The following is a 22,482-nucleotide window of genomic DNA, read 5'->3' on the forward strand; positions in this document are numbered from 1 at the left end:
TCAGGGCTCCGGAGCTGGTTCGGCTCCGTTGCAACGGTGGTGTGCGTGTTTCCGCAGGTGGTGACCCGTGAGTGTTTGTGCTGCCATAGCACCACAAAACACTCACGGCCTTTGACCAGGGGAAACGGAGCTTCTCGCGGGGTGGCGAGGCGTTGCGGCTCCCCGGGTCCGGGGACGGGCACCTAGAGTCGGGGTGTGACGAAGCCTGTGCAGCCGGACGATTCGTACCTCCGCGCCGTTTCCGCCGCCACCGAGCGGGCGGTCGCGACCGCCGCGCCGATCCGCTCCGATCACGCCGGGGCCGACGAGGTCCTGCGCGCGGAAGTCGAGAAGTGGGTGGACGTCCACGCGGACGACCTCGTCGCGCTGAGCCGCGACCTGCACGCGCATCCGGAAGAGGCCTTCGCCGAGCACCGGTCCGCCGGACAGGCCGCGGAGCTGCTGCGCCGCCACGGATGCGACGTCGAGGTGGGCGTCGGCGGGTTGGACACCGCCCTGCGCGCCTCGGTCGGCAGTGCCGGTCCGCACGTGGCGGTGCTGGCCGAGTACGACGCGCTGCCGGGCATCGGGCACGGGTGCGGGCACAACATCATCTGCTCGGCGGCGGTGGGCGGATTCCTCGCCGCGGCATCGGCGGTGTCCGCTACCGGAGGCCGGGTGAGCCTGCTCGGCACCCCGGCCGAGGAAGGCGGTGGCGGCAAGGAGCACCTGGCCCGCGCGGGCCTGTTCGACGACGTCGACGCGGTCGTGATGCTGCACCCGTTCTCGCACGACATCGCCACCCACCCGTTCCTGGGGCGGCGGCAGGTCGAAGTGGTGTTCCACGGCGTGGCCGCGCACGCCGCCGCGCAGCCGTTCATGGGCCGCAACGCGCTGGACGCGGTGGTGGCGACCTACCAGGGCGTCGCGGCGCTGCGCCAGCACATGCCGTCGACGGACCGGGTGCACGGGATCATCACCGACGGCGGCAAGCGCCCCAACGTGGTGCCCGACCGCGCCGCAGCGCTGTTCTACGTGCGTTCCGCCGAGCCGGGATCGTTGCGCGACCTGGCATCCCGGATCGAGGCCATCGCGCACGGCGCGGCGTCGATGACGGGCTGCGGCGTGGAGCTGAACTGGGACAACAACCCGGCCTACCTGCCGATCCGGCACAACGACGAGCTGGCCGCCCGCTGGGCCGAGCACCAGGCCCGCCGCGGCCGGACGTCGTTGCCGCGCGGTGTGGTCCCGGAATACCTGACGGGTTCGACGGACCTCGGCAACATCAGCTACCGCGTCCCGGCGATCCACCCGATGATCGGCCTCGGCGACCCGAACCTGGCCCTGCACACCGAGGAATTCGCCGCCGCGGCGGGAGGACCGGCAGGAGACCGGGCAGTCCTCGACGGCGCGGTCGGCCTCGCACTGACCACAGTGGACTACCTGACCGACGCGGCGCTGCGCGAAGCGGTCGACGCCGAGTTCCAGGCCGCGGGCGGAACCCTCGACGTCCCCGGCTACTTCGACTGACGCTCCACCGGAAGCCGCACCGACAGCGAACAGCCCCGTCCGCCCGGCCCGGGGCCGAACTCGGCCGAGCCGCCGCAGGCCCGCGCGCGTTCCCGGACGCCGTCGAGCCCGTGGCCGTTCGTGCCGCCGGTGTCGCCGCGCCCGTCGTCGGTGACCTTGATGAGCAGCTCGTCGGCCCGCCAGTCCAGGTTCACCGAGATCGCCGCGGCGTTCGCGTGCTTGATGGCGTTGGTGAGCGCCTCCTGCACCGCGCGGTAGGCGGCCAGCTCCGCGTCCGGCGGGAGCGGGCGGGGAGTGCCCGAAACCTGGAGGGAGGTCTTCGGCCCCGCCCTCGCCACGCCTTCGACCAGCGTCGGGATCTGGTCCGCGGTGGGCGCACCGCCGTCGGCGGGCCGGTCCAGCAGCCCGAGCAGCCAGCGCACCTGGGTCATCGCGTTGCGCCCGGCCGCGGCGATGTCGTCGAACGCCCGCTCGGCGCGTTCCGGCTTGCTGCGCACGACCACCGGGCCGGCTTCGGCCTGCACGATCATCAGGCTGATCGAGTGCCCGAGGATGTCGTGCATGTCGCGGGCGATCGCGGCGCGCTCCCGTGCCGCCGCGCGCTGCGCCTCCAGCTCACGCTCCCGTTCCAGCTGGCGCGCGTGGGCCTGCCGGTGCGCCGTCGCCCGGCCCGCCGCCCAGGCCGCGGCGTACATCACGATGCCGTGCACGGCGGTCTCCGCGCCGACGTGCAGCACCACGCCGCTGAGCTCCGCGACGGCACCGACGGCCAGCAGCGCCAGTCCCCAGGCGCGGTGCCGGGGACTGCCTGCGGCAGCCAGCGTGTACGTGGCGACCAGCGCCGCGTAGGCGACCGGCTGCCGCGCGGTGTCCGGGTCGTTCAGCGTGTAGGCGGCGGTGGCGAGGACGACCAGTGCGAAGACCAGCAGCGGTGCCCGCCGCCGCCACAGCAGCGGCAGCGCTTCGCCCAGCACCGGTAGGTACTGCGCGAGCGTCCAGCCCGTCCCGGGGTCGGCGATCCTGGTGGTGACCAGGAACGGTGCGGAGTGGGCGGCGAGCACGACCAGCGCGATACCCGCATCCACAATGGACGGTGGGATTCGGCGGAGCAGCCCGGCGAGCTGTGGCATGGCGGCACCAATCTACGTGAAGGGCGGGCCGGGGAAGTTGTAGATCAGCGCGGCGGTGGCGAAGGACAGCGCGCCGAGGGTGAGCGCGGTGTAGGCGATCCGGCCGGGCAACCGCCACCAGCGCCGCCACCACGCACCGAGCGCACCGAGCACCATCAGGGCGGCCAGCGGGATGGTCGCCGAAGCGAGCACCAGCAGAGTGATCAGCGTGGGCGTGGCTTCCATGACGGCGGTCGTCGCTGCGGGTTCGTCGAGCATGAGGGAGCCGAACCAGGCGACGAAGGTGACCACGACCGCGCCGGTGAGCCATCCGATGACGCGGGCGATACGGGCACCTCGCGGATGCGCCGGGCGCCGGCGCACGCGGCGGATCGCGGCCAGCAGGGGGAATCCGGCCACCGCGAGCAGCCCGGCGGCGGTGCCGAAGCCGAACATCGCCAGGTGCAGCTGCGGAAGACCGCCGACGCCGATCCGGTCGAACACGTTGGTGCTGCCGTCGATGGCGAGCTGGCCCGGTTCCGGGAAGGCGATCAGCCCCCACCCGCCGCGTTCGGCGAACAGGCCCGGCTCGACCTGGTCCCAGTCCTTCGGCCCGCCGGAGAGGCCGGTGGTGTGGATGCTCCCGTCGCCGTTCGCCGTGACGTGCACCGGTTTCCGCCACAGCGCCTTGACCTTGTACATGCTGAACCGGCTGGTCCGGCCGGCCTGGTACCAGCCGGTGTACTGGTCGACGCCGGCGCGGATCGGAGTGCGCGGGGCCGGTGCCTTCGCCGGGAGGTAGGTGTCGACGAGCGCCGCCACGAGCTCGATGCCGTCGATTCCCTCGCCGCCCTTGCCGTCGCCGTTGGAGACGACGTTGATGCCGAGGTCGAGTTCCGGCACGAACAGCATGTAGGAGTTCATGCCGGGCATCTCGCCGCCTTTGAACAGCAGCGGATGACCGTTGTGCTGGATGTGCTCGAAGATGAAGCCGATGCCGCGCAGCCCCGGGTGCTCGGTGTGCTGCTGGCGCTGCATCTCCGCCGCGATGCCCGGGCCGAGCCTGGGATCGAGGGTGAGCTGGGCGAGCATGTAGCGGCCCATGTCGGCGGGCGTCGACGTCGGGCCGGTGCCGCCGGGGACCATGTAACCGCAGGTCGCCTCGGTGGGAGTGCCGTCACCGAGGTAGGCGGTGGTGTCGCCCTTGCCGCCGCAGCGGGCGTCGGAGTCGTTCATGCCGAGCGGCTGGAAGACGTGCTGCTCGACGTAGTCGGCGTAGGGCATGCCGGATGCGATCTCGACCAGGTGACCGGCCAGCGCGGTGCCGTAGTTGTCGTAGACCACGCCCGAACCCGGCGGCCTGACGCGAGCGGGCTGGTACTTTGCCAGTCCCTCCGCGAGCGGCTCGTGGTGGGCCAGCATCCCGGCCACGTGATCCTCGTCGAACCCGGCCGTGTAGGTGAGCAGGTGCCGCAGCGTGATCGGCTGCCCGGGATAGGTGTCCTCGATCTGGAACGTGCTCAGGTACTGGTTGACGTCGGCGTCGAGGTCCAGCTTGCCCTCGTGCACCAGTTGCAGCGCGGCTTGCGCGGTGAACAGCTTGGCCTGCGAGCCGACGAGGAACCGGCTGCGGTCCGGGTCGACCGGGATGCCCTTCTCGACGTCGGCCAGCCCGTAGCCCTTGTTGATGATCTGCTCGCCACCGGCGACCACGGTCACGGCGGCTCCGGGTAACTGCTCCTCGGCCATGGCCGAGGCCACGTAGTCGTCGAGCCACTTCTCGAGGCCGGGCTGCGGTGCGGCGGCCAGCGCCGGAGCCGCGGCCGTCAGCGCGGCGGCCGCGCTCAGCAGGCCGACCAGCAGTCGTTTGATCATGCCGACAGCTTCGGGCGAGCGACCGCCCCGGCACATCGCCGACGCGACCGATTCCGCATCGGTCGCGTCGGCGATTTCCGCGGATCACTGGCCGCGGAGGAAGGCCTCCACGGTGTCCCTGGTGACCACCTGGACCGGGATGTTGGTCGGAGTGCCGGGGCCGAGGTCGTGGGCGCGGGCGGCGCGGACCGCCTGCTCCACCGCCGCCTTGCCGAGCAGCTTCGGCTGCTGGGCCACGTCGGCGCTCTCGGTGCCCGCCTGGACCGCCGCCAGGCCTTCCGGCGTTCCGTCGAAGCCGACGACCTTGACGTCGGTGCCCGCGCGGGAGCCCAGCGCCGTGATCGCGCCCAGCGCCATCTCGTCGTTGGCCGCGAAGACACCTCGGATCTCCGGGTGCGCCTGCGCGATGTTCTGCATGACGTCCAGCGCCCGGGTGCGGTCGAAGTCCGCCGGCTGCGAGGCCACCACCTGGATGCCCGGGTGGTTGCGGATCTCCTCGGTGAAGCCCTGGCCGCGTTCCCGCGCCGCGGACGTGCCGGGCTGGCCCTCCAGCACCGCCACCGGACCGGAACCGACCAGCTGCGCCAGCTGCTGCGCGGCCAGGCGGCCACCGGCGACGTTGTCGGAGGCGACGGTGGTGACCACGATGCCGTCGCTGGGAGCGCGGTCCACGCCGATGACCGGGATCTCCGCCGCGTTCGCCGCCTTCACCGAGGGCACCACCGCGTCGGAGTCCACCGGGTTGACCACGATCGCGTCCACGTTCTGCGCGATCGCGTTCTGCACCGCGTTCGCCTGCTGCGAGGCGTCCTCGGAGGCGTCGGTGACGCGCAGGTCGACGCCGAGCCGGTCGGCTTCCTCCTGCGCGCCCTCGCGCAGGTCGACGAAGAACGGGTTGTTCAAAGTGGACACCGACAGCGCGATCTGCAGCCGCCCGTCGTCGGCGGCGTTCTGCCGCTGGTAGACCGCCCAGCCCGCGGCCACCACCAGCAGCGCGGTCACCGCCGCCGTCGCGCGGCGGAGCGCCGGGGTGCGCAGCAGCCCGGGACCGCGCCGCCCGCTGCGCCGACGCTGGCGCACGGTGTCGAACAGCACCGCCGCGGCGATCACCGCACCGATGACGACCTGCTGCCAGAACGCCGAGACGTCCAGCAGGTTCAGGCCGTTGCGCAGCACCGCGAGGATCAGCGCGCCGACGAAGGTGCCCAGCGCGGACCCGACACCACCGGCCAGGCTCGCGCCACCGATCACCACCGCTGCGATCGCGTCCAGCTCGTAGCCGGTGCCCGCCTCGGGCTGCGCCGAGGACAGCCGCGCCGCGAGCAGGATGCCCGCCACCGCGGCGAACAGCCCGGACAGCGCGTAGATCAGCAGCCGCTGGCGGGTGACCTTGATGCCGGAGAGCCGCGCCGCCTCGGCGTTGCCGCCGATCGCGTACATCGCGCGCCCGGTGTAGGTGCGCCGCAGCACGAACGCCGTGATCAGCCCGATCGCCAGCATCACCAGCACCGGGTAGGGGAGCACCCCGAACAGCTCGCCGCTGCCGATCTCGGTCAGCCAGCCGTCCACCCCGATCGGCCTGCCGTCGGAGATGACCAGCGCCAGGCCGCGCGCCACGCTGAGCATCGCCAGCGTCGCGATGAACGGGGGAACCCGCCCGGCGGTGATCAGCACACCGCTGGCCAGCCCGGCCAGCGCACCCGCGGCCAGGCCCACCGGGACGGCCAGCCAGAGCGGCAGCCCGGCCGAGGTCACCGCCCAGCCGGTCACGATCCCGGCCAGCCCGGCGACGCTGCCCACCGACAGGTCGATGCCGCCGCTGACGATCACGAACGTCATGCCGAACGCCAGCACCGCCACCACGGACGCCTGCACGCCCACGTTGAGCAGGTTGTTCGCGGTCAGGAAGTCCGGTGACAACAGCGCCAGCAGGACCACCAGCACGACCAGCCCGCCGAGCGGTCCGCCGGCGCGGCCGAGCGCGGCCCGCCAGCGCGGGGTGGTGCCGACCTCGTTGTCAGGCATCGCTTTCTCCTCCGGTGTGCTCCGCCGAGACGGCGAGCGCCAGCACGCGCTCCTGGGTCGCCTCGGCACCGTTCAGCTCGCCGCGCAGCCGTCCGTCGGCCAGCACCAGCACCCGGTCGCTGAGGCCGAGCAGCTCGGGCAGGTCGCTGGAGACGACGAGCACCGTGGTGCCCGCGCGGGCGAGTTCGTTGATGAGTTCGTAGATCTCGGCGCGGGCGCCGACATCGATGCCGCGGGTGGGCTCGTCGAGGATGAGCACCCGCGGCTGGGCCAGCAGCCACTTGCCGATGACGATCTTCTGCTGGTTGCCGCCGGAGAGGGTCAGCGCGGGCTGGTCCAGCCCGGCGGTGCGGATCCGCAGCCGCTGCACCGACTCCGCGGCCGCGCGCCGCTGCCCGGCCAGGTCGACCAGACCGGCGCGGGTGCGGTCGGAAAGCGTTGCCAGGCCCAGGTTCTCGGCCACCGACGCGCCCAGCACCAGGCCCTGACCGGCCCGGTCCTCGGGGACCAGCGCGAGCCCGGCGGCGCGCGCCGCGGCGATGTCACCGGACGGGATCGGCTCCCCGCCGACCAGCACTTCGCCCTCGTCGTAGCCGTCGGCGCCGAACAGCGCACGCACCAGTTCGGTGCGTCCCGCGCCGACCAGGCCGCCGATGCCGACCACCTCGCCGGCCCGCGCGGTGAAGCCGATGTCGGCCAGCACGCCGTGGCTGGTCAGCCCGCGGACCTCCAGTTGCACCTCGCCGATCTCGGCCTCGCGCGGCGGGTACTGGTGGTCGACGGTGCGGCCGACCATGAGCCGGACCAGCTCGTCCGGATCGGTGTCCGCAGGCACCTCGGCCACCTTGGCGCCGTCGCGCAGCACGCTGACCCGGTCGCCGATCTCGGCGACCTCGCCGAGCAGGTGGGAGATGAACACCACGCCGACGTCCTGCGCGGTGAGGTCGCCGACGATGCCGAACAGCCGGTCCACCTCGGCGCGGCTGAGCACCGCGGTCGGCTCGTCCATGATCAGGAACCGGGTGTCCAGGCTGAGCGCCTTGGCGATCTCCACCAGCTGCCGGTGCGCGACGCCGAGCTCGCCGACCACGGCGTCCACGTGCAGGTCGAGGCCCATCCGCTCGATCAGCTCGGCGGCCCGGCGGCGCATCTCGCGGCGGTCGATCACCCCGAAGCGGCGCGGCGGCCGGCCCAGGTAGATGTTCTCGGCCACGGTCAGCTGCGGGACCAGCGCCATCTCCTGGTGGATGGTGGCGATGCCCAGCCGCTCGGCGTCCTCGGGGCCGTGGAAGCGCACCGGGCGGCCGTCCACCCGGATCTCGCCGGTGTCCGGCCGGTGCGCGCCGGCGATCATCTTGATCAGCGTGCTCTTGCCCGCGCCGTTCTCGCCGAGCAGCACGTGCACCTCGCCGGGGCGCAGGTCGAAGTCCACCGCGTCCAGGGCGCGCACACCGGGGTAGGTCTTGGAGACCCCGATCAGCTCCAGGTGCCCGTCGTCGGCCATCACCGTCAGCTCCACTCGTCGTTGAGCGCGGAAACTGTAATCGGTTTCCGTAGCTGGGCCACGATGAACCATGAGAGATCCGCTGTCAAGTGGCACAATGGTTGCGAAACCGATTACACTCCGATCGGTCGTGGCGCGACGGTGCGCCCCGGCTGCGAGCGGAGGAGGTGGCGTGGGCGTCACGATCCACGATGTGGCGGCGCGGGCCGGGGTCTCGGTGGCGACCGCGTCGCGCGCGATGTCCGGGCAGCGCGGCGTGCGGGCGGAGAACCGCGACAAGGTGCTCGCGGCGGCGCGCGAGCTCGACTACGAGCCCAACGTCGTGGCGGCCTCGCTGCGCAGCCGCACCACGCACACCATCGGCATGGTCGTGCCCCGCATCGCCAACCCGTTCTTCGCCACGCTCGTCGAGTCGATCGAGAAGCAGCTGCACGACGGTCAGCGCAGCCTGCTGCTGGCCAACTCGCACTACGATCCGGAGGTCGAGCAGCGCCAGGTGCGCGCGCTGCTGGACCGCCGCGTCGACGCGCTGATCCTGATCCCGTGCCACCGCGAGCGCAGCGGCGAAGTGCTGGCCACGGCGGCGGCGCGCATCCCGGTGATCCAGCTCGACCTGCGGGTGGACGGTTTCGCGAGCAGCTGGGTCGGCGTGGACAACGAGGCAGGCGTCTGGCAGGTGGTGCGGCACCTGACCGAGCGCGGCGCGAAGCGCCTGGTGTTCGTGGGTGCGCAGCCGACCGACTCGGCGGCCCAGGCCCGCCTCGACGGCTACCGGCGCGCGGCGGGCGACGGGGATGACGTGCTGCTGGGCGATTTCAGCAAGGAGTGGGGCCAGCGGGCGGCGAAACTGCTGCTGCAGCGCGGTGAACTGCCCGACGGCATCGTCTGCGGCAACGACACGATCGCGCTGGGCGTGCTCGGCGAGCTGGCGGGCAACGACGTCCGGGTGCCGCAGGACGTGCTGGTCGCGGGCTTCGACGACATCCCCTACGCGGAGCTCTCCCGCCCGGCCCTGACGACGGTCCGCCAGCCGCAGGAGCAGATCGCGGCCGAAGCGGTCCGCATCCTCGACGCCCGCCTCGCCGACGACGCGGCGACTCCCCGCAGCACGGCGATCACCCCGGAGCTCATCGTCCGATCCTCCACCTGAGCGGTGATCTCAAAGAAAACCGCAGGTCATCGCAACGGTGCCATGGGACCCGCACGTCGGTGCGCCGCGTACCGGACACCCCGAGGGCATCGGCAACCGGCTCCGTCCGGTGGGGTTGGTGCAATTTCAATGGAAATCGGATGTCTGATTTCCATTGAAATTGCGGCGTGTCCGGACGGTGGAGGCGCGGATCGGGCGGGCGTCGCGGCCGACGGAGCGGCCGGGTGCTTCGGCTAGGCTGGGCCGCGATCCCAACCCCGAACCCAGGTGTCTACTGTGGACGAATTAGTGCGGGAGTGGTCCGCGCAGCTGCTCGACTCGGGCAACGCCGCCGCCCTCATCGCCGGTCTGGTCTCCCTGGTCCTGGTGCTCAACCGGACCACCTGGCTGCCGCTGCGCAACGTCGTGACCATCGCGCACGAGGGCGGGCACGCGGTGGTCGCGCTGCTCAGCGGGCGCAAGCTCAACGGCATCCGGCTGCACTCCGACACCTCCGGGCTCACCGTGTCGACCGGCAAGGCGACCGGGCCGGGCATGGTCCTCACCCTGTTCGCCGGATACCCGGCGGTCTCCCTGCTCGGGCTGGGCGGCGCGTGGCTGGTCACCGTCGACCTGGCGCACGTGATGCTGTGGGGCTGCATCGCGCTGCTGGCGGCCATGCTGATCGCGATCCGCAACGCCTACGGCGTGCTGTCGATCCTGGTGACCGGCGGCGCGCTGTTCGCGGTGTCCTGGTTCGCCACCCCGGCCTGGCAGGCGCTGTGCTGCGCCCTGCTGAGCTGGTTCCTGCTCATCGGCGGGCTGCGGCCGATCTCCGAGCTGAGCCGCAAGCGCTCGCGCGGCCGGGCCGCCAACTCCGACGCCGACCAGCTCGCCCGCATGACGGGAGTGCCCGCCGGGCTGTGGCTGGTGCTCTGGTTCCTGCTCGGTCTCGTCACCCTCGTGCTGGGCGGAACCTGGCTGCTGCTGATGCCGCAGGTGTGAGGTTGCGCTCCTTGCCGGAGCTGGCGTTTTCTAGCAGCATCTCGGCGTGACGAGTGCTTCCAACGCCCTGGGCGGCGTGTTCCAGTTGACCGCGGACCGCCAGGTCAGCCGGGTCGGATTCGGCGCGATGCAGCTGTCCGGCCCCGGGGTGTTCGGCCCGCCCGCCGACCGCGACCGGGCGATCCGGGTGCTGCGGCGCGCCGCGGAACTGGGCATCGACCACATCGACACCAGCGACTTCTACGGCCCGTGGGTGGTCAACGAGCTGATCGCCGAGGCGCTGCACCCCTACGCCGACGACCTCGTGCTCGCCACCAAGATCGGCGCCTACCGCGACCACGAGGGCGGGTGGCTGCCGCTGAACCACCCGGACGCCCTGCGCGCCCAGGTGCACGACAACCTGCGCCGGCTGCGCCTGGAAGCGCTGGACCTGGTCTACCTGCGGCACACGGTGGACCGCGGGATCGCGCTGGCCGACCAGCTCGGTGCGCTGGCGGAGCTGCGCGAGCAGGGCCTGGTGCGCGCCATCGGACTGTCCAACGTGTCCGTCGAGCAGTACGAGGAAGCGAAGCGGCACACCGAGATCGCCGCGGTGCAGAACCTCTACAACGTGGTCAACCGCACGGCGGCGGACCTGCTGGCGAAGACCGCCGAATCCGGTGCGGCGTTCGTCCCGTTCTTCCCGCTGGGCTCCGGTTTCGCCGAGAGCCGGGCGCGCGAGGACGACGTGCTGCGCGGGATCGCCGAGCGCCACGGCGCGACCCAGGCGCAGATCTCGCTGGCCTGGCTGCTGCGCCGTGCCGAGAACATCCTGCTGATCCCGGGTACCTCCTCGCCGGAGCACCTGGAGGAGAACACCGCGGCGGTCGACGTCGAACTCTCCGAAGCCGACATCACGGCGCTGAATGCGCTGGTCGCCGAAGGTGAAACCCTCGAAGAAGCGCACTGAGGCACACCGCGCTCCGTTTCCGCTGTTCAGGTGCCGTGAGTACTTTAGGCGGTCATAGCATCAGAAAACACTCACGGCTGCCATCTGCGGAACCGCAGCGCTGGTCGCCAGCAGCTGCGGACCTGTTCAGCGCGCCGACCGTCCGCGGAACGCGGTGCGGTAGGCGGTCGGCGTGGTGTCGACCCGGTCGGCGAAGTGGCGGCGCAGGGTCGCCGCGGAGCCGAAACCGGAGCGGTCGGCGACCTCCTCGACCGGGAGGTCCGTGGTCTCCAGGAGTTCCTGCGCGCGGTGCACCCGCGCCAGGACCAGCCACTGCAGCGGCGTCGTACCGGTGAGGTCGCGGAAGCGGCGGTTCAGGGTGCGCACGCTCATGCTCGCCCGCCGGGCGATCTCGGCCAGCGGCAGATCCCGGTGCAGGTTGGCGCGCATCCAGTCCATCGTCGGGCGGAGGCTTCCGCTCGGGAGCTCGTAGGAGATGAACTGCGCCTGCCCGCCCTCGCGGAACGCCGGCATCACGATCAGCCGGGCCGCGCGGGCGGCCAGGGCGGAACCGTGGTCCCGGCGGACCAGGTGCAGGCACAGGTCCAACCCGGCGCAGACACCGGCCGAGGTGAGCACCTGCCCGTTGTCGACGAACAGCACCGACGGGTCGACCTCGACCTGCGGATAGGTCTCGGCCAGGTGCCCGGCGGCGTTCCAGTGCGTGGTGGCCCGCGCGCCGTCCAGCAGTCCCGCCGCGGCGAGCACGAACGCGCCGGTGCAGATCGACGCGATCCGGGTGCCGCGCGCCGCGGCTTCGGTCAGCAGCTCCAGCACCTCCGGCGGCCACGGCCGGGTCCAGTCCTGCACGCCGGGCACCAGGATCGTGTCGGCCGCGGCGAGCTCGGCGAGCGCGAACGGTGCGGTGAGCTGGAAGCAGTCGGCGCCCACCGCGGTCACCCGGGCCCCGGGCGCGCCGCAGACCCGCACCTCGTAGGGGCTGTCCCGACCGGGCGGCCGGGCCGCCGCGAAGACCTGGCACACCGTGGCCAGGTCGAAACCCACCACGCCGTCGACGGCGGCCACGCCCACCACGTGCATGGCCAGAAGCATACGGAGAACGTCCTTTCCGGAGCTGTCGCGCTCCGGCGGCGGAGATCAGCATCGACGTCATGGACAGACGATCACTCCTCCTGACCGGTGCGGCCGTCACCGCGGCCGCCGCCGTCCCGGCCGCCACCGCGCAGGCCGAACCGTTGCGGCGCAAGCCGTTCCGCGTGCACCTGCTGGTCTTCGACGGCGCCGACGACCTGGACTTCATCGCGCCCAACGAGGTCTTCCAGCACGCCGCGCACACCGGGGTCCGCATCGAGACCAGGCTGGTCACCGGTGCCGGGCCCGGCACCATCACCTCCGCGTTCGGCACCCGCATCGAGGCCGCCGGCTGGGCGCCGGACGAGGCCGATCTCGTCGTGGTCGCCGGTGGCGGCTACGGGATGCCCGACGGCACGCCCGGGGTACCTCAGGAGATCGAGCGAGGTCACCTCCCGGCCGCGCTGCGCGAGGCGCGGCGACCGGGACTGGTGTTCGCCTCGGTGTGCACCGGCGCGATGCTGCTCTCGGCGGCCGGGATCACCCGCGGCCGACCGTGCACGACCCACCACCTGGTGCAGGAGGAACTCGCGCGGCAGGGCGGCCGGATCATGCCCGGCCGGGTCGTCGACGACGGAGACCTGGTGACCTCCGGCGGCATCACCTCCGGGCTGGACCTGGCGCTCTGGCTGCTGGAGCGGAACTTCGGCGCGCAGGTGGCGCTGAGCGTGGAGACGGTCATGGAGTACGAGCGCCGGGGCACCGTCTGGCGGCGTTGAGCGAAAAGCCGGTCCCGCCCGAGCCAGTGAGCGGGCGGGACCGGCGGTCTCGCCGATCTGCGTAGCGGCGATAGCCCGGTGGGCTGAACGGCCGCCTCGATCGATACCGATCTTGCATCGGCACTACGCCTTGCGGGTCAGGGTGGTGTCACCCAGTAGTCTGGTCGCCACGCAACGGTGCGAATGCGAGGTGGACGTGACCGAACTGGCGAAGTGGGTGCCCGAGGGTGTCGACGAAGAAGTCCCCAGCGCGGCGCGGCTCTACGACTACCTGCTCGGCGGTGCGCACAACTTCGCCGCGGACCGCGCGCTGGCCGAGAGGTTCCTGACCGCGCTGCCCAGCGCGCGCGACGTGGCGCGGCTCAACCGCGCTTTCCTGCGCCGCGCCGTGGTCTTCATGGCGGAGCAGGGCGTGCGGCAGTTCCTCGACATCGGCTCGGGAATCCCGACGGTCGGCAACGTGCACGAGATCGCCCAGGCCGCCGATCCGCAGGCGCGCGTGGTCTACGTGGACTACGAATCGGTCGCCGTGGCGCACAGCCAGCTGCTGCTGGAGGGCAACGAGAACGCCACCATCCTGCAAGCCGACCTCGTCGAGCCGGCGGCGATCCTGCAGCACCCGGAGACCCGGCGGCTGCTGGACTTCGACCAGCCGATCGGGCTGATCATGGCCGGGGTCTTCCACTTCGTGCGGCACGAGGCCGACGCACCGGCCATCATCGCCGGCTACCGCGACGCGCTGGCTCCCGGCAGCTACCTGGCGCTCTCGCACTTCACCGCCGACATCAGCCCCGAGGAGATGGCGGGCGTGGTCGAGGTGATGCGGCGCAGCGCCGATCCGATCCACACCCGCACGCACGCCGAGGTCACCGAGCTGTTCACCGGTTTCGACCTGGTGGAACCGGGTGTGGTCGGCACCGCTCTGTGGCGGCCGGACCGGCCGGAGCAGGCCGCCGACGAGCCCGGTGGCTCGCAGATCTACGCGGGGGTGGGACGCAAGCCATGAGGCGGTCGCGGGGGGTGCGAGCCGGTTCCACGAAGATGTCGGGAAAGGTGTGACCGGGGGCGAACGCCCGACGGACGTTGCTGGACGGGTGAGATGAGCGAGCAAACGGCGGACGAGCCGCCGAGCGTGCTGGTTCCCCAGCGGCGCGATGCCGACTGGCGGGCCGAGGTGGCCCGGCGCTGGGCCGCGGAGCTGAGCACCGCCTCCTACATCCCGCTGGCCCGCGCGACCGTCGAGCAGACGCTGGAGGACCTGGTCGAGCGCGTCGTGGCGGCGCTGGACGACCCGTCGGTCCTGGAGGAGACCGGCCGCGAGGTCGGCACCCGGCTGGTGGAGATGCACGCCACCGGAGAGAGCAGCCTGCCGCTGAGCCTGGACCTGCTCCGCGACGCGCTGGTGCAGCGGTTCGGCGTCGACGACGTGCACCGGATGCTGGAGCTGGTCGCCGCGATCGCGGCCGGCTACGCCGCCGCGGACCGCGAGAGCACGTTCGTGCAGCAGGAGACGCTGAAGCGGGCGCTGCTGCGCTCGAAGCTCAAGGCCGACCGCGAGCTGGCGGCCAGCGAGGCGCGCTTCGGCGAGGTGTTCACCACGACGCCGATCGGGGTCGCGATCAGCGACCTGAAGGGCAGGTTCGTCCAGGTCAACCCGGCGTGGGAGCACACGCTGGGCTACCAGGAGCAGGCCCTGACGTCGATGACGATCCACGACCTGTTCCACCCCGACGACGCCGAATACCTCTCGGCCGCGTACGGCGAGCTGGCCGAGGGCGGCAGCGCCAAGCGCCTCAACGACCGCAAGCGCCTGCTGCGCGCCAACGGCGAGGAAGCGTGGGCGTACCTGGCGGTTTCGGTGCTGCGAGGTTCGGACGGCGCGCCCCGCCACTTCGTGACGATGGTCGAGGACATCACCGAGCTGCACATGCTGCAGGCCCGGTTCCGCTACCAGGCGCTGCACGACGTGCTGACCGGGCTGCCCAACCGGCAGTACTTCTTCACCCGGCTGGAGACCGCGCTGGTCAACTTCCCGCGCGATTCCCGGATGACGCTCTACCACCTGGGCCTGGACGGGTTCGAGCTGATCAACGACGGCCTCGGCTACGAGGTCGGCGACCTGGTGATCAAGACGGTGGCGCGACGGCTGGAGCAGCTGGTCGAGGACGAGGAGGCGCTGGTCGCGCGCTTCGGCGGCACCGAGTTCGCCATCCTGGTGTGGGAGCAGGAGAGGACCCCGAAGGTCCCCGAGGTCGTCAAGATGATCAACGACCTGCTCGCCGAGCCCGTCTACGTCGGCGACCAGGGCATCGCGGCATCGGCGAGCGTCGGCGTGGTGCAGCGGCAGGTGGCCGAGGCGGAAGCGTCGAACATGCTGTGGGCCGCCGACGTCGCGCTGCGGCGCGCGGAAGCGGCGGGCAAGCGGCAGTGGGCGCTGTTCGACCCGGACCGGGCGCCGGAGGAGCGCATAGAGTCCAAACTGGCCGCAGTGATGCCGGGCGGCCTGGAACAGGGCGAGTTCGACGTGGTCTACCGCCCGCTGGTGAGCCTCGACGGCACCGGCGTGATCGCGCTGGAAGCGGGACTTCGCTGGGACACCAGCGAGAACGGCACGCTGGAGCACGAGGAGTGCCTGCGCCTGGCGGAGCGCTCCGGCGTGACGCTGTCCCTGCGCGACTGGATGGTGGCCACCGCCTGGGACCAGCTGCGCGAGTGGCACGCGGACGGGCACCGGGTGCAGCTGAACGTGGCGCTGAGCCCGAACCAGGGCCAGGACCCCGATCTCGCCGCGGTGATCCACCGCGTCCTCGACACCGGCGACGTCGACCCGGGCTGGCTGCGGCTGTGCCTGCCGATGGTGGCGATCAGCGGCGACAACGAGGAGACCCGGGACAACATCCGGTTCCTCAGCAGCCGCGGGATAAAGACCTCGCTGCACGACTTCCAGGGCTCACCGGAAGAACTGCGGCTGCTGCGCGAGCTCCCGGTGGACGCGGTGCGCCTGGCCGACGAGCTGGTCTCGATACTGCACAACTCGGAATCGCCGGACCTCCCGGAAGTGCAGGCGATCCGCAGCCTGGTCCCGCTGACCCGAGCCTGCGGCGCGCAGCTGTGGGTCGGCGGCGTGGAGTCGGAGCAGCAAGCCGAGTCCTGGCGCGAAATCGGCTGCGAGGTGGCATCAGGCCCCCGCTTCGGCGGCCCCCTGTGCTCCTTCGACGTCTCGGACTTCCTCAGCGATAACTGACGCTCAGTCGAGATCGTTGCCCGTGAGCGTTTTGGGGCGCTATAACACCCCAAAACGCTCACGGACCCAACCCGCTCAGCCGCCGAACCGGTCAGCCTTGACGGCACCGATGAAGCTCGACCACTGGCAGAGGGTCGTGGCTAAGTAACCGGCGTCGCGGTTCTTCGTGTCGCGTACCGCGGCGCCGTCACTGATGCGGCCGACCTCGACGCAGTTGGTCTCCGTGCCGCTGTAGCTGGACTTTCGCCATCCGCTAGGGGTGTGCGGTGTGGTCATTGCGTCGTCTCCAGTTCGCTGATGACACCGGCGATGAGCTCAGCGGACGCTGTCGGGCTCAAAGCCAATTTCCTGATCTTCTCCGCGGCGAGCTGGTATGCCTTCACATCATCCGGTTCGTGGAAGAACAACCCAGCCCGTCGATTCTCGAGATGGACGATCGGTGGTCCATCCGCTGACTCGATCACCATGAACGGACCGTCCAAACCAGGGTGCCAACCGCAACCGGCCGGTATGACTTGAAGCCTGATGTTGGGCCGCTCGGAGGCATCTAGCAGGTGCCGAAGCTGGTCGATCAGGACGTCATGTCCGCCGATGTCTCTACGGATGACGGTTTCGTCGACCAGTGCGAGCAGGTTTGCGGGATTGCGGCGAGTGATGACTTCGCGGCGGCCAACTCGTACCAGCACGCGAGTCTCGATCTCGGTAGGCGAGACTTCACCGGCGACCATGATCGCGCGTGTGTAGTCGGCGGTCTGCAGAAGGCCTGGAATCACCATTGGAGCAACATCGGTGATCATAGCGGCGGCGCGTTCAAAATCGAGTAGTGCGGCCATTTGTCGATCGCGGTCACCAGACTGCACGGACAGCCAGTGCGGAGCGTTGGTCCCGCGAGCCAGTTCTAGCAGCTCAGTGCGTTCCTGGCCGCTGACGCCAACGGCGGTCAGGTAGGAGGCGACGTCCTCGGTGTCAGGGCTGCGGCTTCCGCCTTCCCATCGCGAAATGGCGCTGTGCGACATCTCCAGCTGGGCGGCCAGGGCACGCACGGTGAGGCCAGCGGCTTTGCGCGCTTCGCGTAGACGCATCCCGAGTGCGCGCGCCTTGGGAGTGGTGCCGTTGGTGACAGCCATGCACCAAAGCATAGGTGACCTCAATCGGGGCTTGTTCGTCCGCCGATCAGGGCATTGAGCCTTATGTGACAGCGGTGACACGCTAGCGTCACCTTGTCACCAAGTGGCGACCGTGACTCAACCTACTAAGGGGAGTTATGCCTACCTATCAGCCCCATCCGTTCCACTGGGTCCCTGCTGATGGTCAGCGGCATGCGAGTGCTGATCCGCATCCGCTGGGCGCGTCGGTCTATTCGTCTGGCGCCGACGTCACGACGTTGTGCGAGCGCACCGTTGAGGCGGACGTCAGCGAGTTGGCTTGGCTGTGGGCCACTTGTGCCGACTGCAACGCGGCGGCTCGGGTGCTCGCCGGGCTTCCGCCGAAGGTGGGCGCGGAATGAGGAATCCGCTGCTGACGCCACTTCCCGAGTTTCTGGTGCGCGCATCGGCCGTGTTGGAAGACCTGGCCAATGACGTGCGCGAACGGACCGTTCGAGATGAGCAGTACACCGAGGCCGCTCGGTTGCTGGACGAGCTCGCCGAGCTGCTGCGGGACCGGAGCGCGACCTATGTGCCACCGCGCGTCGTCGATGGAGAAAGGGCTAGCAGATGATCACCGTGTTGATCGCCGCAGCGGTGCTCGCCGGTTGGTTGGCGGCGCGGCAGTTCGGTGAGTTCGGCAAGCATGCCGGATCCGGTGCGGGCGCGCTGACCGTGCAGCAGCTGCTCGACCAGGCCGATGCGGAAGACGATCCCGGTGGTCGGCATCGACTCCGGGAACCGGTCGTGATCCGCGGAGACCTGGCCGACGACCTGGAAACGCGCCTGCTGCCACGAGCCGAGACCGGATTGCTGTTCGGCCACCCCGACCTCATGGCCCGCCACCCGTGGACCCTGCGCCGCGTTCACGCGGAACTGCAGCAGTCGTAGAGCTCGGCGGGGGCGCTGTGGCCGAAAACCCCTCCCAGGCCGGCGTCCCCGCCGTACCCACGTGCCTGCGCCGACACCTCCCCGGCGGCCAGGCACACCGATGGCCGGGCGAGCGAACCCCCCGACGCCGCCCGGCCATCCACCCCGCCCAACGTCGCAACCGACGCGGCGGGCCCGAGAAAGCGTGCCCCGGTGCCGAACCCCGATCGCCACCGGGGCACGCCGAAAACCCGCACAGGCGTGATTTTGCTTCAGGAGAACAGGATTCTTGCTGGATTGTGCGTGTGTTCTCGGCGTGTCCGGAAGTGCCAGTCAGCGTTCGCCGTCGGTCTCGCGGAGTAGCGCTTGCAGTTCTTCCGGCGTGATCGTTGAGCCTTCGAGCGGCATCGCGCCGTGATAGTCCGTCCACGTGACGCAGGTCGGGCGTGCCCCGGTCGTAGCGAATTCCTCCGCCGCGTCGATCACGGTGTCACCGTCGATCTCCGACCCGGGCGGGAACGGAACCCCTGCCCACCCGTAGACCATCACCTCCTCGTTGGACCCACCGGTCGTGACCTCGCCGTCGCCCTCGTCGGGCTGCCACAGGCACACCCCCCGATCGCCCCGGAAACCAACAAGGAGTTCGTTACCGTTGTCGTGCTTTAGGTGCACGATCACCCGCGCGTCGGCCCTCTGGGCGACCAGCGCAGCCCGGACGTCGGTCGCGTCGAGCGGGGTCTGGTCGTCGAGTTCCATCGTGAGCGTCATCGCTTCGCCTTCCCGTGGTAGGTGCGTCGGTAAGGGCGCCCCTTGCGGTCCGTGCCGCTGACGGTCATCTGCGAGCCTTCCGGGAGGAATGGTTCCAACACCTGGTGACATCCTGGTGGCTGGTTCTGGTACCCGCACGGCACGTTGTTGATCACGACCTCGGACGAGGTCACGCGGCTGCGTACCATCATCGCAGCGGCCCGCATCTCGACGTGGAAGGGCACGTAAGGCCACGCCCGGATGCCGAGCTCCTTGATCCGCTTCTGCGCCTCCTGGACCCACACGTCGCCCTGATCAGACCGGAACGCGCCGGGGATCGGCCTGTTGCCGATCTTGACCTTGCCGACGGTGTGGTCCCCTTTCTGCTGCACTCGCGGCGGGAGCTCCGGTACCGCCCAAGCGGCTTCGGGTGGGTACTCGGTACCGTCGACGCCGACGGCGTTCGACGGGCGTCTCGGCGAGGCCAGACGTTCCTGTCCCGGCGGCTTGCTCTTGCCGTCGGAACTCGCACCTGCGCCAATGCTTGCCCGGTACCGGCTGATCCGATCGCGAATCAACGCCACTGCGGCGCGTGCCTCGTCGAGTTGGTCGGCCGCTGCCTCCTGCAGGTCGAGCACGTCGACGACTTCCGGGTTGGCAGCCCCGTCCAGCGCCCGGCCGAGCGTGTCGTGGCTCTCCTTCCACGCATCGAGTGCGGCATTGATTCTCTCTGTCGTCGCGTCGAGCTTGCCGACGGCTGTTACCAACTCCCGGTCGACATCCTCTACCGACATCCGTGCACCCCGATCATGTCGTGGTAACGGTCGTTGGCGGATAAGGCTAGCGAGCAGCGGAACAGGTTCGCACAACGCTGTGCAGGACCATTCGGGTGGTGTCGCTGGCAAGCACCGGGCGCGCGGGTGATTTTGCTTCATCTGCACCGGATTCTCGCCGATTAGTGCGAGCAGAGTTACGTTGACGCCTTCCTGCGGGAAGGGTTGACGCTGGTGGTGTGGATGCAAATCGGTTGTGATTCAAGGGAAAGTGAGATCCTGGCGTAGACGCAGGTCGTCGTCACCGTGCTGTTCCAGGCTGATGACACCGGCCGATGGGTCAGCGGACGTGGCCGGACTCAAGCTGACTTCCTTGTCCGAACCCCGGTCGGAAACGCGAGCAGGGCCCCGCCGGTTGGCGGGGCCCTGCTCGTCAGGTCAGCGGGTCAGCGCTGGTAGACCGGTTGGGTCTGGGGGTTGAACTCCTCGAACTTCACGCGCTTGGCGTTGTTCGTCCGGGGGTCGTTGAGCTCCAGGACGTCCAGGCCCTCCTGGATGCCGCTGGAGTAGATGTGGCCGTTGTAGTAGTACGCCGACCACGAGCCCGCCGTCGACAGCTTGCTCTCGTCGAACGCGGTGCGGTCGAAGTAGCCGATCTCCTTCGGGTTGGCCGAGTCGGTGAAGTCCCACACCGACACGCCGCCCTGGTACCACGCCTGCACCATGTAGTCGCCGTCCTTGGTCGGGATCAGCGAACCGTTGTGCGCCACGCAGTTCTCGGTGTCGGCCTGGTGCCGCGGGATCTTGTAGTAGCTGCGGAACTCCAGCTCCGCGTCGTCGCCCGAGCCGGTCAGGTCGTAGATGCCGTTGGCACCGCGGGTCGGGCCGGTCTTCGCGTTGCAGGTGGCCGCGCCGCCGCCGCCGAGCTCGTCGGTGAAGACGACCTTGGTGCCCTCGTTGTTGAAGGTGGCGCTGTGCCAGAAGGCGAAGTTCACGTCGTCGCGGACCTGCTCGATCACGCGCGGCTTCTCGCGGTCGGAGATGTCCAGCAGCACACCGTCACCCATGCAAGCACCGGCCGCGATGTCCTTCTCCGGGAACGCGGTGATGTCGTGGCAGCCGGTGGTCTGGCTGACGGTGTCCGAACCGGGGTTGCCGCCGTCCGGGAACAGCACCGGCGCGTCGACCAGCACCGGCTCGGCCGGGTTGGCCAGCGGCACCTTGATGATCGAGATCTGGTCGTGCGGCGGCTGGCAGTTCGGGAACTGCGCGCGCGGGCCGTACGACGAGACGTAGATGTAGACGTCCTTGCCCGCCTTGTCCGGCACCAGGGTGTTGGTGTGCGAACCGCAGGCGGTGTCGATCGCGGAGACGTAGCGCGGCTCGGCCGGGTTGCTGACGTCGAAGATCCGCATGCCCTCCCAGCCGTTGGGATCGGCCGTGGTGGTCGACTCGCTGGTGCACGTGTCGTTCGTGCGCGGGTAGTCGACGGAGACGAACAGCAGGTTGCCCGAGATCGAGACGTCGCCCTGACCACCGGGGCAGGCCACCTGGGTCAGCACCGACGGCTTCTTCGGGTTCTTGATGTCGTAGACGACGAACCCGTCGTAGTTGCCGACGTACGCGTGGTCGCCCTTGAACGCGATGTCGGTGCCGAAGGCTTCCAGCGTGTTGAACGGCTCCTGCTTCGGCAGATTCGCGACGTGCTTGATGTTGTCGCTCTTGAGGACGTCGCCGGCCGGGGCGGCTACGGTCTGCACCGCGGCCTGCTCCGGGCCGTCGTGGGCCGGGGTCGCCGCAGACGCCGGCGCGAGGGCCAGACCGAGGGACAGGACACCGACGGACGCGCCTAACGCGCGCCACCTGGAAGTACGTTTCAAGACCACTCCACCCCTGTTGCTCGGGTCGGTCGCAGAGCAGCTGCAACCAGCGGTGTCGAGAACACCGCCGGAGATCAGTATTGTTTTGCCCGGTTCTGGACCCAATAGGCCAGTTGGCGGCTTTTCCAGCTGGATCCCACCTGGCGGACGCGTTTTGCGCGGCGGCTCCGGTGGTTTAGGAACGACGACAGGAGGACTTGATGCGCCGGTTGACCGCCGTGTTGCTGATCGCGGTTGCTGGGCTCGCCGGATGTGCCGGTGAGCAGCCGGAACCGCCGAAGGTGGTGCTGCCGGGCGCACCGGGCGACCAGCCGCAGGTGGTGGCGAGCGCCGCGCCGGACGCGGGAGTCCCGGTCGACGTCGAGGCCGACTACCTGCGCATGATGATCGCGCACCACGAGCAGGCGGTGGAGATGACGGCGCTGGCGCCGGAACGCGCGCAGCACCCGAAGGTCCGCGCGCTGGCCGAGCGCATCGGCGGCGCGCAGGGCCCGGAGATCGGTGCCATGCAGGGCTGGCTGGACACCCACGGCTTCGGTGGTGAGCACAGTGGACACGGACAGTCCACCGGGCACGATCACGCGACGATGCCGGGCATGGCCACGCCCGAACAGCTGGCGCAGCTGCGGAATTCCACCGGCGCCGACTTCGACCGCCTCTTCCTGCAGCTCATGATCGCTCACCACGAGGGAGCGCTGACGATGGCCACGGACGTCCTGACCCGGGGTCGCGAGGAGCAGGTCCACGCGATGGCCACGGACGTCCTGGTGACCCAGCAGTCCGAGATCGACACCATGCGCGGGTTGCAGGCCGAGGTGGGCTGACCGGCCGAAATTCGGTGGCCGCGGGGCGCGGGCGGTGAGAGCAT

Annotated in this window: 21 protein-coding genes; 11 read left to right on the plus strand and 10 right to left on the minus strand. The window is 70.4% G+C overall.

Going from position 1 to position 22,482, the window contains the following annotated elements; translation table 11 throughout:
- The first annotated feature begins 207 nt into the window (after positions 1-207).
- On the plus strand, positions 208-1,509 hold the full coding sequence (locus ATL45_RS22765) for a M20 family metallopeptidase (protein WP_093148345.1): 1,302 nt from the start codon (positions 208-210) through the stop codon (positions 1,507-1,509).
- Here the strand turns inward: ATL45_RS22765 and ATL45_RS22770 are convergent.
- The 4 genes from ATL45_RS22770 to ATL45_RS22785 form a co-directional block, all read right to left on the minus strand.
- On the minus strand, positions 1,497-2,639 hold the full coding sequence (locus ATL45_RS22770) for a sensor histidine kinase (protein WP_093148348.1): 1,143 nt from the start codon (positions 2,637-2,639) through the stop codon (positions 1,497-1,499). The genes ATL45_RS22765 and ATL45_RS22770 overlap by 13 nt on opposite strands.
- A gap of 12 nt (positions 2,640-2,651) precedes the next feature.
- Positions 2,652-4,493, minus strand: coding sequence for a serine hydrolase domain-containing protein (locus ATL45_RS22775; RefSeq protein ID WP_170210317.1), 1,842 nt, complete (start codon positions 4,491-4,493; stop codon positions 2,652-2,654).
- 84 nt (positions 4,494-4,577) lie between these two features.
- Positions 4,578-6,518, minus strand: a complete 1,941-nt coding sequence (locus ATL45_RS40165; RefSeq protein WP_093148356.1) for an ABC transporter permease/substrate-binding protein — start codon at positions 6,516-6,518, stop codon at positions 4,578-4,580.
- On the minus strand, positions 6,511-8,022 hold the full coding sequence (locus ATL45_RS22785) for a sugar ABC transporter ATP-binding protein (protein ID WP_093149678.1): 1,512 nt from the start codon (positions 8,020-8,022) through the stop codon (positions 6,511-6,513). The genes ATL45_RS40165 and ATL45_RS22785 overlap by 8 nt, the downstream gene beginning before the upstream one ends.
- Positions 8,023-8,194: 172 nt before the next feature.
- On the opposite strand from ATL45_RS22785, the gene ATL45_RS22790 reads away from it, so the two are divergent.
- From ATL45_RS22790 to ATL45_RS22800, 3 genes are all read left to right on the plus strand, one after another.
- Complete coding sequence (locus tag ATL45_RS22790; RefSeq protein WP_093148359.1) at positions 8,195-9,172, plus strand: LacI family DNA-binding transcriptional regulator; 978 nt, start codon at positions 8,195-8,197, stop codon at positions 9,170-9,172.
- A 276-nt stretch (positions 9,173-9,448) separates the two neighbouring features.
- On the plus strand, positions 9,449-10,156 hold the full coding sequence (locus ATL45_RS22795; protein ID WP_093148361.1) for a M50 family metallopeptidase: 708 nt from the start codon (positions 9,449-9,451) through the stop codon (positions 10,154-10,156).
- A gap of 46 nt (positions 10,157-10,202) precedes the next feature.
- Positions 10,203-11,105, plus strand: coding sequence for an oxidoreductase (locus ATL45_RS22800; protein WP_093148364.1), 903 nt, complete (start codon positions 10,203-10,205; stop codon positions 11,103-11,105).
- Positions 11,106-11,231: 126 nt separating this feature from the next.
- Here the strand turns inward: ATL45_RS22800 and ATL45_RS22805 are convergent, their stop codons facing one another.
- Entirely contained in the window at positions 11,232-12,185 is a 954-nt protein-coding gene (locus ATL45_RS22805) for a GlxA family transcriptional regulator (RefSeq protein ID WP_093149681.1), read from the minus strand.
- 71 nt (positions 12,186-12,256) lie between these two features.
- On the opposite strand from ATL45_RS22805, the gene ATL45_RS22810 reads away from it, so the two are divergent.
- The 3 genes from ATL45_RS22810 to ATL45_RS22820 all read left to right on the plus strand — a co-directional run bounded on the left by ATL45_RS22810 (position 12,257) and on the right by ATL45_RS22820 (position 16,199).
- Entirely contained in the window at positions 12,257-12,955 is a 699-nt protein-coding gene (locus tag ATL45_RS22810) for a DJ-1/PfpI family protein (RefSeq protein ID WP_093148367.1), read from the plus strand.
- Between the two features lie 196 nt (positions 12,956-13,151).
- Positions 13,152-13,961 (plus strand): SAM-dependent methyltransferase, encoded by an 810-nt coding sequence (locus tag ATL45_RS22815; RefSeq protein ID WP_093149683.1) that lies wholly within the window; start codon positions 13,152-13,154, stop codon positions 13,959-13,961.
- A gap of 93 nt (positions 13,962-14,054) precedes the next feature.
- Complete coding sequence (locus ATL45_RS22820; protein WP_093148370.1) at positions 14,055-16,199, plus strand: putative bifunctional diguanylate cyclase/phosphodiesterase; 2,145 nt, start codon at positions 14,055-14,057, stop codon at positions 16,197-16,199.
- A 75-nt stretch (positions 16,200-16,274) separates the two neighbouring features.
- Here the strand turns inward: ATL45_RS22820 and ATL45_RS22825 are convergent, their stop codons facing one another.
- The gene (locus ATL45_RS22825; protein WP_093148373.1) at positions 16,275-16,475 is read right to left on the minus strand and encodes a DUF397 domain-containing protein; all 201 of its coding nucleotides are present in this window, start codon (positions 16,473-16,475) and stop codon (positions 16,275-16,277) included.
- Positions 16,472-17,326: a helix-turn-helix domain-containing protein gene (locus ATL45_RS22830; protein WP_093149687.1), complete on the minus strand. Its 855-nt coding sequence runs from the start codon at positions 17,324-17,326 to the stop codon at positions 16,472-16,474. Before ATL45_RS22830 ends, ATL45_RS22825 begins: the two co-directional genes overlap by 4 nt.
- A 137-nt stretch (positions 17,327-17,463) precedes the next feature.
- On the opposite strand from ATL45_RS22830, the gene ATL45_RS22835 reads away from it, so the two are divergent.
- Genes ATL45_RS22835 through ATL45_RS22845 form a run of 3 tightly spaced genes read left to right on the plus strand, consistent with a single transcriptional unit; the run spans position 17,464 to position 18,235 of the window.
- A complete protein-coding gene (locus tag ATL45_RS22835) occupies positions 17,464-17,706 on the plus strand; it encodes an HC3 family zinc finger protein (RefSeq protein ID WP_093148377.1) in 243 nt (80 codons plus the stop codon).
- A complete protein-coding gene (locus ATL45_RS22840) occupies positions 17,703-17,918 on the plus strand; it encodes a hypothetical protein (RefSeq protein WP_093148380.1) in 216 nt (71 codons plus the stop codon). The genes ATL45_RS22835 and ATL45_RS22840 overlap by 4 nt, the downstream gene beginning before the upstream one ends.
- Entirely contained in the window at positions 17,915-18,235 is a 321-nt protein-coding gene (locus ATL45_RS22845; RefSeq protein WP_093148383.1) for a hypothetical protein, read from the plus strand. Before ATL45_RS22840 ends, ATL45_RS22845 begins: the two co-directional genes overlap by 4 nt.
- A 312-nt stretch (positions 18,236-18,547) precedes the next feature.
- Here ATL45_RS22845 and ATL45_RS22850 read toward each other — a convergent pair whose 3' ends face one another.
- From ATL45_RS22850 to ATL45_RS22860, 3 genes are all read right to left on the minus strand, one after another.
- On the minus strand, positions 18,548-18,982 hold the full coding sequence (locus ATL45_RS22850) for an Imm1 family immunity protein (protein WP_170210318.1): 435 nt from the start codon (positions 18,980-18,982) through the stop codon (positions 18,548-18,550).
- A complete protein-coding gene (locus ATL45_RS22855) occupies positions 18,979-19,755 on the minus strand; it encodes a DddA-like double-stranded DNA deaminase toxin (protein ID WP_170210319.1) in 777 nt (258 codons plus the stop codon). Before ATL45_RS22855 ends, ATL45_RS22850 begins: the two co-directional genes overlap by 4 nt.
- Positions 19,756-20,180: 425 nt before the next feature.
- Positions 20,181-21,614, minus strand: a complete 1,434-nt coding sequence (locus tag ATL45_RS22860) for an LVIVD repeat-containing protein (protein ID WP_093148393.1) — start codon at positions 21,612-21,614, stop codon at positions 20,181-20,183.
- 200 nt (positions 21,615-21,814) lie between these two features.
- Between ATL45_RS22860 and ATL45_RS22865 the strand changes: the two genes are divergently transcribed.
- Positions 21,815-22,438 (plus strand): DUF305 domain-containing protein, encoded by a 624-nt coding sequence (locus ATL45_RS22865; RefSeq protein WP_093148395.1) that lies wholly within the window; start codon positions 21,815-21,817, stop codon positions 22,436-22,438.
- The last annotated feature ends 44 nt before the right edge of the window (positions 22,439-22,482 follow it).

Origin of the sequence: Saccharopolyspora antimicrobica (assembly GCF_003635025.1) — a bacterium.
GTDB classification, from domain to species: domain Bacteria; phylum Actinomycetota; class Actinomycetes; order Mycobacteriales; family Pseudonocardiaceae; genus Saccharopolyspora; species Saccharopolyspora antimicrobica.